Raw genomic sequence first — 10169 nt, forward strand, 5'->3', positions numbered from 1 at the left:
CCTTTATTGTTTAGTTGGTATATCTTTATTGGCGGATCCTGGTATTACCTGATCAGCTTGCTCCAGATCATCATCTTGCCTTACCGTTCACTCCACCAGGCTATATTTGAATGTATTACCAGTACGGCAGCTTTCCTGAAATCAAAAGCAAATTGCTATAATGCAGATATTCCATTAGAGGAGTGCTACCAGGAAAATATTGCTTTGCACATCAAGGTCAGTGAAAAGCAGGAATTGATCAGAGAACTTCTGCTTAGTGATAAAACGGCTATGAAGCCGACCAATGAAAGAGGGCAGCAATTGTTGAGAACAGCCATAAGCGTAATTGATTTATATGAGCAGGTTACAGCCATACATTACGACTATGCTTTTGTGAGAAAAGCTTTAAGTAAAACGGGTGCTTTAAACCTGATCATAGAGTTGATTGAAATTCTTGCTGAAGAAATGAATGTACTGAGTGGTACTTTCCTGAGGCCATCCAGAAAAGCACAGCAATCGCTTCGTTTGATCAAGTTTGAACAGATTAAAACCTCTTTAAGAAATTATGCAATTAGTGAAAATGAGACAAATGCATCTATTCTTCTGAAGGTTCTTAAAAACCTTGAAGATATTGACCTACACATACAGGTGATTAGAAAGGATCAACCCATATCAGCCATTCATCCTGATCTTAAATGGAATGATATTGCTTATGAAGATTTTTTACCTCCTCAGCTTCTAAAACCAGGTTCATTAAAACAACATTTCTCCTTTAGCTCTCCAATTTTCAGGTTTTCTTTAAGGTTGGCATTTCTGTGTTTAGGCGCTTATTTGATTACATTTCTATTTCCATATGGAAAATATAGCTACTGGATGCTGCTGACCATTGTCATTGTTGCAAAACCCAGGTTCGGACTGACATGGAAAAGAAATATTGAACGTTTATCGGGTACTTTTATTGGAGCGATCCTTGGACTGGTTTTATTGCTGATCATCAGACAGGAATCCTTACTGCTTAGCCTTTCCACATTTTTTCTGCTTGGCTTTTTTACATTCAACCGCATTAAATATGTGGTCAGCGTAATCTGCATTACTGCAATGGTTATTCTTTGTCTAAGTATTTACAGTGGTCATGCCGATTATATTATTACCGAACGTATTGGTTATACCATTGCAGGATGTGCGATGGCCTTTCTTGCTGCTTTTCTTTTTCCAATATGGGAGCTTAAGGGACTTAAATCGTTGATATCAAATATCCTTGACGCCAATATTAATTATTTAAATAAGGTGATTGCGGAGCTATGGGGAGAAGGGGTCGGAATTACAGAATCTAAGCTCGCCCGCAAAAGTGGTTATATCCAGCTGGCTAAGTTTTCTGAAGCGCTTCATTATGTCCATCTGGAGCCTAAGGGTAAAAGTATTGATATTCAGGGTATCCATAAAATTCAAATTCTCAACTACAGGATCAATGCGATTATAGCTTCACTCTCCCTGTCGGCAAAGCAACAGGATCAGTTGAATTCTGATCGTCTTACCGTAGAAGAGGTTGTCAAAAACTTAGATTATTGTCTTAAAAAAAGTCATTTATTGGATATTAAAAGAATCAATACAGAAGTGCATTGGTCAGAAAATGAGATCAATAGCAGTAACGAAGGTACATTGCACCATCAACTCCATCTTTTGTTATCATTATCTTCAGTGCTGAAGACCAATTTCAGTTAATGTTTTAAGTATACCCTTGTGTCCTAGGAAATTATTAAATTAGGCCTTAGAACTTATAACATAAAAACAAATGAAGAAATTAGTATTACTACTACTTGTGCTGCCATTTATAGGTATCGCACAGGAAAAAGGAACCCATTTTGAACATGGGGCAACCTGGCAACAGGTGAAAGAAAAAGCAAAAAAAGAAAATAAATACCTCTTGGTAGATTGTTTTACCACCTGGTGCGGTCCTTGTAAATATATGAGCAGCACTATTTTTCCGCAGGAAAAGGTGGGGGCTTTCTTTAATAAGAACTTTGTGAATGTAAAGGTGCAGTTTGATAAAACAAACGGTGACAGCGAAGAGGTTAAAAGCTGGTATGCTGATGCTGATGCGATCAATAAGGCCTATAAGATCCAAGCTTATCCAACCTTTCTGATCTTTTCTCCAAATGGTGAACTTGTACATCGTATTGTTGGCGGTGGAGAAGCGGATCAGTTTATTGCGAAGGCCGAGAAAGCATTGCACCCGGAAACGCAGTATTATACACTGTTGAAAAAATACGAAACAGGAAGTAAAACTCCCGAAACCTTAAAGCAACTTGCTTTTGCTGCAGAAGAGGCTTATGACAAGGAAAATGCAGGCAAGCTGGCAGCAGCTTATCTGGATACACAGAAAGATTTGTATACTAAGGAAAATCTGGAATTTCTAAGCAAATTTACGGATAACAGTAAGAGTAAAGGGTTTCAGTTATTGCTTAAAGACCCTAAGAAGGTAGATGCCGTACTTGGAAAAGGTAAAGCTAATGCGGTGCTGGGCGGTATCATCCTGCAGGAAGAAGTTTACCGGTACCTTAGAAATCCCAAAGCAAATCTGGATTCTCTGATTGCTGTTGCAAAGACAAAATATCCTACTGTAGATATGGGTCAGCAAACAGATCTTCTTCGGGTTCAGTTTTATCAGAACACAGGTAACTGGTCTAAATTTCAAGCTGCTGTATTAGCCTATATGGGTAAATATGGGAAAGAAACAAATGGACAAATGCTCAACAGTTTTGCATGGACAATTTTTGAAAATTGCAAAGATCCGGAATGTGTTGCACAGGCTCTAGCCTGGAGTAAACGAAGTGTAGATGAAACGCAAAGTAAAGAACCTGCTTTTTTAGATACCTATGCTAATCTGCTATATAGAACTGGAAAAAAAGATGAAGCCATTGCTGTGCAGCAGAAAGCTATTGCATTAGTTCCTGAAAAAGAGAAAGGAACTTATCAGACTACCCTTGATAAAATGCAAAAAGGGGAGAAAACCTGGGTCGAAAAATAAGATAAATACATAAGCTTTTACTGGAGGGGGGCGTATCTGACGCATATCTTGTTGGGGTCTTGTTGGGATAAGGGTGCCTTTTACCCCAACAGGCCTCCACCCAGACCCCAGACAGATTTTTTGGGGTTCCATTTAAGCCATCATCTGCTATAATTTTCATTATATCCTTCAAGAACCAAAAGATAACACTGACTTAGATTTATTTTCTTTGTTACTTGTGTTTAGTATATATGTACTTTGTGTATTTTTACTATACTTTATTTGAGCTCCAAATTGAAAGATAGAATGATGAAAAATGAAAACCGAAGATATTTTCTGCAAAAGCTAGCACTTGGTGCATTGGTGGTTAGTCCGGTTCAAAAACTATTTGCCCAAACAGACCGTGTGCAAACTGTATTGAAATCGGGTAAAGCAAAGATCAGGTTTGGTGTGATCACAGATTTGCATCATGATCTGATTTATGATGGCTTAGATCGATTATCTGCCTTTATAAGTGAAATGAACAAGGAAGTGCCTGATTTTATCATACAGATGGGGGATCTTTGTTTTCCTAAAAATGAGAATCTACCATTAATGGATGTCTGGGCTAAATTCAAAGGCCCCAGCTATCATGTGATTGGAAATCATGATACCGATGGGGGTTACACACGTGATCAGGTCGTGGAATTCTGGAAAGCCAAAGCGAAGTATTATTCTTTTGATGCCAATGGATTTCATTTTATTGTGCTGGATGGCAATGAACATAACCCATCTCCAGACCGTCCTGCCGGGTACGCGCGTTTTATTTCCAGGACACAATTGGATTGGTTAAAAAAAGATCTGGACGGAACGGTATTGCCTACGATTGTATTTTGTCATCAAGGTCTGGACAATGATGCAGGTGGATTGGAGAACGGTACTTTGATGCGTTATACTTTGGAACAGGCAAATCTAAAGAATAAACATAAAATAATTATGGTGCTGAGCGGACACCATCATCAGGATTATTACAACCATATCAATGGGATACATTATGTGCAGATCAACAGCGCATCCTATCAATGGCTGGGGGATAAATATAAAGAGGTCCGTTATTCCGAGGCTGTGGACAAAGTTAAACCTATGTTGAAATACACGGTGCCTTATAAAGATCCTTTATGGGCGATGGTGGAGATTGATCAGAACGGAACTATTCGAATTAAAGGAAAGCAATCTGTTTTTGTTGGATCCTCTCCTGAAGCACTGGGAGTAGATTTGACAGATTATGTTTATCCTATCGTGCCCTTTATTTCAGATAGAAGGCTATAAGTATAAGTTCTGTAATCTTTTTTTGGAGGTTATTTATCTAGTGTTTATTTTTGGTAAATATTTACGTAAATACTTACATATATGGCACAGAATATTATCAATGAACTTGGCCCATTAGCCATTGGTTCCAGAATGAGACGGCTTTATGACGTTTTATCTAAAGATGCAGCAAGGATATATGAAGATCATGAATTGCAATTTGACATCAAATATTTCATTTTATTTTTTCTGATCAGTAAGAGAAAACAGATCGGAATAATGGATATCGCTGACGAACTTAGCCTCACCCATCCTGCAATTATTCATTTAGCAAAAGATTTAGAAAAGAAGGGGTATATAGAATCGGTAAGTGCTCCGGGGGATAGCCGAAAGCGGCTGCTTCAGCTCTCTGCTAAAGGCAAGAGAAGTCTTCCGGCTTTTAAAAAGGTATGGGAAAAGCTGAATGATTTAAATGAACAGCTTTTTGCTCAGCAGCACCAGTTGCTGCAAACGCTTGAGGCAATAGAAAAGACCTTGGAGGAAACATCCTACTATAAAAGATTTCAAAATGTTGGAACTCGATAATCCTACCTGGTATGCCTTAACCAGTACACATAAGCCTTTTGGTATCGGGACAAGCAAGGCTAAACGATATCCCGCAAATGTTCTGCCCTTTGTGGGCTTCGATACAGATGCAGCTGATCCTTTGGGGATGCTTCAACATGAGACCAGACCTGGGGAAGTTATTTATATCATCGGTGAACTCCCCAAACTTCCTCCATCATGGGTAATATTGGGTGAAATTGAGGGGGACCAAATGGTCTGTGAGAAATTGATTGCTGTTAAATATGAGGATAATATTGAACTTTTGAAATTAGCTGAACCAGATATTCCGGAAATGTATGCGCTGATCAATAGCGTTCAACCTGGTTTTTTTAAGGAAGATACAGCAAAAATTGGTGCTTATTATGGCATCAGGGTAGAAGGGAGGCTGGTTGCGATGGCTGGTGAAAGACTTAAAATGACAGGTTTAAGTGAGGTAAGTGCAGTCTGTACACACCCGGATCATACTGGAAAGGGATATGCTGGCCAATTGGTTTCGCTGGTTGCTAAGCAGATGATAAATCAAGGCAAGATTCCTTTTTTACATGTGGTGAGCAGTAATGACAGAGCAATTAAGCTCTACGAGAGACTTGGTTTTGTGAAGAGAAGGAGCATCACTTTCTGGAAGATTAAAGTTGGAAACTAAGGCTGAGCTTTCTAAGCAATAGGATTGCTCTGGATTGCAAATTTGCCTCCTGATTTAGGAGGCAAATTTTTGCTTACAGTTTATGATGTGTTAAAAAAAACTGTAACGATTGAAAATTGTGATAAAACTATTCTATATTCGTAGTATGTTCGAACATATGAACAAACTATACTATCTGATTTAAAAAATATCAAATTATCAATGGAATCTATTCAAGCAGTACGAAAAACACTACAGCCTTTATTACCTCTTACCAGTTCTTCCCCTTCTCTGCCATTTTATAATATCGTTCCAACTTTTAGTACGCAATATGCAGTGCAATCCGGTTATGACTCTTTGTGTCAGAGTTTATTAAGTGAGAAAAACATAACCATTGATGGTTTTGGTGGCGTATTGTGGGATTCGTTCAGAATGAATTTACAACGCTGCTTTGATGGCTATAGAAAAAAGGTATTATGGTATAATATAGATTCTTCTCTAAAAAGCCCCGAAGAAATCAATGAACTGATCGCTGCTAACTTAAATGGCAACGATCCGGTATTTGGAAAACAATATACCGGTAACTTGATTGACTTTTTTGATCAGGAGAAATTACCACTCCTAATACCCAATGATGATATTGACCTTCACATTGTTTACGGAACAGGTGCTGCGTTGAGTAATTGGCAAGGACCAGTTATCTACCTGGATGTCCCTAAAAATGAAATCCAGTATCGTATGCGGGCTAAAAGCATTGCTAATCTTGGGTCTGAAGAAGTACTTGAGAATACCCAGATGTATAAACGGTTCTATTTTGTAGACTGGCCGGTATTAAACAAACATAAAGAGGTGGTGCTTTCCAAGCTTAATTATATTGTTGATGAGCAGCGTATCGATGAAATTACCTGGATGAAAGGGGACGATTTCAGAAATACACTGGACAGTATGTTTGAACAACCTTTTAGAGCGAAGCCTTGGTTTGAGGCTGGCATATGGGGTGGAAATTGGATGAAGGAAAGATTTAAAGGACTGCCTCAGGAGGAGATAAATTATGCCTGGTCTTTCGAATTAATTACACCCGAAAATGGAATTGTACTGCAAGGCAACAAATACTTGCTTGAAGTTTCTTTTGATTTCCTTTTATTCCGCAATAATTACAAAATGCTGGGAAAAGCTGCGGGCAGATTTGGCAATGAATTTCCAATCCGTTTCGATTTTCTAGACACCTATGACGGCGGAAATCTTTCTATTCAGTGTCATCCAAGAACCACATATATTCAAGAGCATTTCGGGGAAACGTTTACCCAGGATGAGACCTATTATATTTTGGATTGCGAGCCAGACGCCGACGTTTATTTAGGCTTCCAGGAGGACGTTAATCCGAATGAGTTTAAACAAGCACTACTTGAAGCGCAGAACAATGGCGTTGAACTGCCAGTAGAAAAATATGTGCAAAAGCATAAGGCGCATAAACATGATTTATTTCTCATTCCAAATGGAACTGTCCATGCTTCCGGTAAAAATAATATGGTACTTGAAATTAGCAGTACACCTTATATTTTTACATTTAAAATGTACGATTGGCTTCGTTTGGATCTTAACGGAAACCCTCGGCCTATTAATATTGAGCATGCATTTAACAATTTACATTTTGAATACAAAGGGGATTATGTGCCTGAAAATCTGATCTCGCATCCCAAGTTAATGAAGGAATGGCCTGGAGGGAGAATGTTGAAATTACCTACTCATCAAGAACATTTCTATACGGTTGACCGCTATGAATTTGATGATGAAGCCATTATATATACGGATGGACAATGTCATATTTGTATGTTGGTTGAAGGGCAATCTGTTGACGTGAAAGTTGGAACTGGAAATTCCGTATTTCAATATGCCGAAACATTTTTGATTCCTGCAGCTGTTGAACAATATACCGTTCGCAATTCTGGAACACAAAAGGCCTTTTTAGTGGTGGCTTATGTCAAAGAGATTTGCTGTTAAAATTGAACCAAGATAAATAACCAAATTAGACTATTATGGAAAGAACAGGCGCAAATTATTTTATTTTTCTCATTACACTAATTGCTGCGTTAGGCGGTTTTTTGTTCGGTTTTGATATGGCTGTGGTGAGCGGTATTATCGAGCCTTTAAAATTGCAGTATACATTGTCATCTGCACAGGAGGGATTGTTTGTTTCGTGTGCCTTATTAGGTTGTATTGGTGGCGTGGCCTTTTCAGGTTATCTCAGCGATAAAATAGGCAGAAGAAAAGTATTGTTTATTTCTGCAGTATTGTTCTTAATCAGTGCAGTTGGTTTTTCATTCTCAGAGGTATACCCGATGTTGATTTTCTTTCGTATTCTTGCAGGTATCGGGGTAGGTGTGGCTTCCAATGTCTCCCCGCTCTATATTTCGGAGGTAGCACCTTCGCAGAGCAGAGGCAGATTGGTTGTATTTTACCAACTTGCCATCACTGTTGGGATTTTGGCTGCTTATATCAGCAATTTATTTTTACAAGATTATGCTACTGCCAATGCGGGAAGTGGTGAGGGGTTGTTTCACTGGTTCTTTGTGGAGAATGTTTGGCGGGGAATGTTTATTGTTGGGGTTATTCCGGCGGCTGGATTTTGCTTGTTATTGCTTATCGTACCTGAAAGTCCACGCTGGTTGGCGCAATATGGCAGAAATGAGGAGGCCCTGGCGATCCTTAGTAAAATAAATGGAGAACAAACGGCACGTGTAGAGTTGGATTCTATTAAAGAGATGGCCAGTCAAAAATCAGGCGGCTATAAAGAGTTGCTGCGTTTGCCGTTAAGGAAACTATTAACGTTGGCAGTGGTGCTTACTGCACTGTCGCAGTTCAGTGGGATCAACGGTGTAATTTTTTATGGACCTACCATTTTAAAGTCGGCAGGTATTGTGACCAGCGACGCCTTGTTTTATCAGGTTATTCTGGGGTCGGCCAATGTGCTTTTTACCTTTATAGCGATTTCAAAAGTGGATACCTGGGGTCGCAGACCTTTATATATTGTTGGTTCTCTGTGCGCTGCCCTTGCTTTGGCACTAACAGGGGTGTGTTTCTTAATGAATATCACAGGGTGGTTCATGTTGTCTAGCATCATTTTGTTTCTTCTGTTTTTTGCATTCTCTCTTGGACCGTTAAAGTTTGTGATCTCGACAGAAATATTTCCAACACATATCAGAGGAACCGCTTTGTCTATGTGTATTATGACCATGTGGGTTTCTGATTGGGTGGTGAACTTGTTGTTTCCGATGATGAGGGACGGCTTTGGTATCGCGACCACATTCTTTATATTCTCTTTCTTTTGTCTGCTCTCTTTCCTGTACGCAAAAAAGAAACTTTTCGAAACAAAGGGTAAAAGCCTGGAAGAAATTGAGAAAGCCTGGAATTCAGAAGTAAAATAGATCATGAAAATACCATCCAATATTAAACACAATATAATATGCCATCAGATAACATTTCCTGTGTGATAAAAAATGGGCTTTTAATGCTCATCGCTCTATTGTTTGCAAATAGGGTACAGGCGCAAAAAGAGGTTCCCTATTTCGGTAAGATCCAATGGATTAATGGTTATGCCAAAGAGATTAAGGGAGAAAATATAAGTTATGATTCAGCTTTCCCGGATTATGCAACCATGGCTTTACTGACCAGATGTACAGATGGTCAAAAGGTAATCGAATGGGAAACGGCCCCGGTTCCACAGAAAATAAAAGGGAAGTACGTATACTTTAGTTGGGTTGCCGCGCATTCATCGGGCAGCAGCAGCGGGGCACGAAATTTTGATTTGTATGTGAACGACGAAAAATTACTAACTTTTACCACTCAGCCAGCGCATAAAACGCCAGACTGGAGGTTTGTTGCCGCCGATAGTTCTGCCTTGGTTTTTCATCAAACTAAAAGAGATGGCGCAAATGATGCTCATGGACTGTCCTATCTTCGTTTGCCAGTGAGCAAACTTAAGCCTGGCATGCCAGTGCGACTTAAAATTGTTGGGCAGGCACAAAACAGCAATGACTGGTATATGACTTTTAAATTCTCATTTGAGGAAAAAGCAGATATTTATCCCAGACCATTTTTATTAAAAGACGGGAAGCAAATCATTACAGTGACAGCTTTGCATTTTGGCAAAGAGGAGCCAGTAACTATTGATATCAAAGGCCAGCAATCACATGCATTTCAACTTCGCGATGGCGTAAATCAATTTGACATTCCCGTCAATCCGGTTTCGAAAGAGGACAGCGTTATGATCAATGTTACAACTGGTAGCAAAGTCTTGATCCATAAATTCATGGTGTTGAGACCTGTAAAGTACCGTGTTTTACATTTTATACACCATTCGCATACCGATATAGGTTATTCTCACCTTCAGCCGGAAGTACTAAAAATTCACATAAAGAATATTGATGATGCTTTGCAGATGATTGAGGCTACAAAAAAACTTCCGGAAGAGGCCCGGTTCAAGTGGAACATTGAGTCGTTATGGGTAGTTGAGAATTACATGAAACAAGCCAGTCCCTTACAAAAGGAAAAATTTATACATGCGGTAAAATCGGGTAGTATTTGCTTGTCGGCTTTGTATGCTAATATTCTGACGGGTCTTAGTGAGCCAGAAGAAATGTTTCATTATACAGATTATGCAAATCAGTT

At 39.1% G+C, this 10169-nt stretch carries 8 protein-coding genes; all 8 read left to right on the forward strand.

The features are described from left to right. A partial coding sequence (locus tag VNZ46_RS27340; RefSeq protein ID WP_325564529.1) for an FUSC family protein occupies positions 1 to 1701 on the forward strand: 1701 nt, incomplete at its 5' end. A 70-nt stretch (positions 1702 to 1771) separates the two neighbouring features. Beyond that, a complete protein-coding gene (locus VNZ46_RS27345; RefSeq protein WP_325564531.1) occupies positions 1772 to 3007 on the forward strand; it encodes a thioredoxin family protein in 1236 nt (411 codons plus the stop codon). Between the two features lie 285 nt (positions 3008 to 3292). Beyond that, the gene (locus VNZ46_RS27350) at positions 3293 to 4294 is read left to right on the forward strand and encodes a metallophosphoesterase family protein (RefSeq protein WP_325564533.1); all 1002 of its coding nucleotides are present in this window, start codon (positions 3293 to 3295) and stop codon (positions 4292 to 4294) included. Between the two features lie 81 nt (positions 4295 to 4375). Further along, a complete protein-coding gene (locus tag VNZ46_RS27355; RefSeq protein WP_199083354.1) occupies positions 4376 to 4858 on the forward strand; it encodes a MarR family winged helix-turn-helix transcriptional regulator in 483 nt (160 codons plus the stop codon). Next, positions 4842 to 5522, forward strand: a complete 681-nt coding sequence (locus VNZ46_RS27360; protein ID WP_325564536.1) for a GNAT family N-acetyltransferase — start codon at positions 4842 to 4844, stop codon at positions 5520 to 5522. The genes VNZ46_RS27355 and VNZ46_RS27360 overlap by 17 nt, the downstream gene beginning before the upstream one ends. Positions 5523 to 5723: 201 nt before the next feature. Next, entirely contained in the window at positions 5724 to 7502 is a 1779-nt protein-coding gene (locus VNZ46_RS27365; RefSeq protein ID WP_325564538.1) for a class I mannose-6-phosphate isomerase, read from the forward strand. Between the two features lie 35 nt (positions 7503 to 7537). Continuing rightward, positions 7538 to 8926: a sugar porter family MFS transporter gene (locus VNZ46_RS27370; protein WP_325564540.1), complete on the forward strand. Its 1389-nt coding sequence runs from the start codon at positions 7538 to 7540 to the stop codon at positions 8924 to 8926. 38 nt (positions 8927 to 8964) lie between these two features. Further along, on the forward strand, positions 8965 to 10169 hold a 1205-nt coding region (locus VNZ46_RS27375; protein WP_325564542.1), incomplete at its 3' end, for a hypothetical protein.

Source organism: Pedobacter sp. (genome assembly GCF_035566355.1).
GTDB lineage: Bacteria > Bacteroidota > Bacteroidia > Sphingobacteriales > Sphingobacteriaceae > Pedobacter.

What these genes read in the sequence shown, in the direction of transcription:
- VNZ46_RS27355 (WP_199083354.1), top strand. Translation starts at nt 4,376, where the DNA reads ATGGCACAGAATATTATCAATGAACTTGGCCCATTAGCCATTGGTTCC.
- VNZ46_RS27350 (WP_325564533.1), top strand. Translation starts at nt 3,293, where the DNA reads ATGATGAAAAATGAAAACCGAAGATATTTTCTGCAAAAGCTAGCACTT.
- VNZ46_RS27360 (WP_325564536.1), top strand. Translation starts at nt 4,842, where the DNA reads ATGTTGGAACTCGATAATCCTACCTGGTATGCCTTAACCAGTACACAT.
- VNZ46_RS27370 (WP_325564540.1), top strand. Translation starts at nt 7,538, where the DNA reads ATGGAAAGAACAGGCGCAAATTATTTTATTTTTCTCATTACACTAATT.
- VNZ46_RS27365 (WP_325564538.1), top strand. Translation starts at nt 5,724, where the DNA reads ATGGAATCTATTCAAGCAGTACGAAAAACACTACAGCCTTTATTACCT.
- VNZ46_RS27345 (WP_325564531.1), top strand. Translation starts at nt 1,772, where the DNA reads ATGAAGAAATTAGTATTACTACTACTTGTGCTGCCATTTATAGGTATC.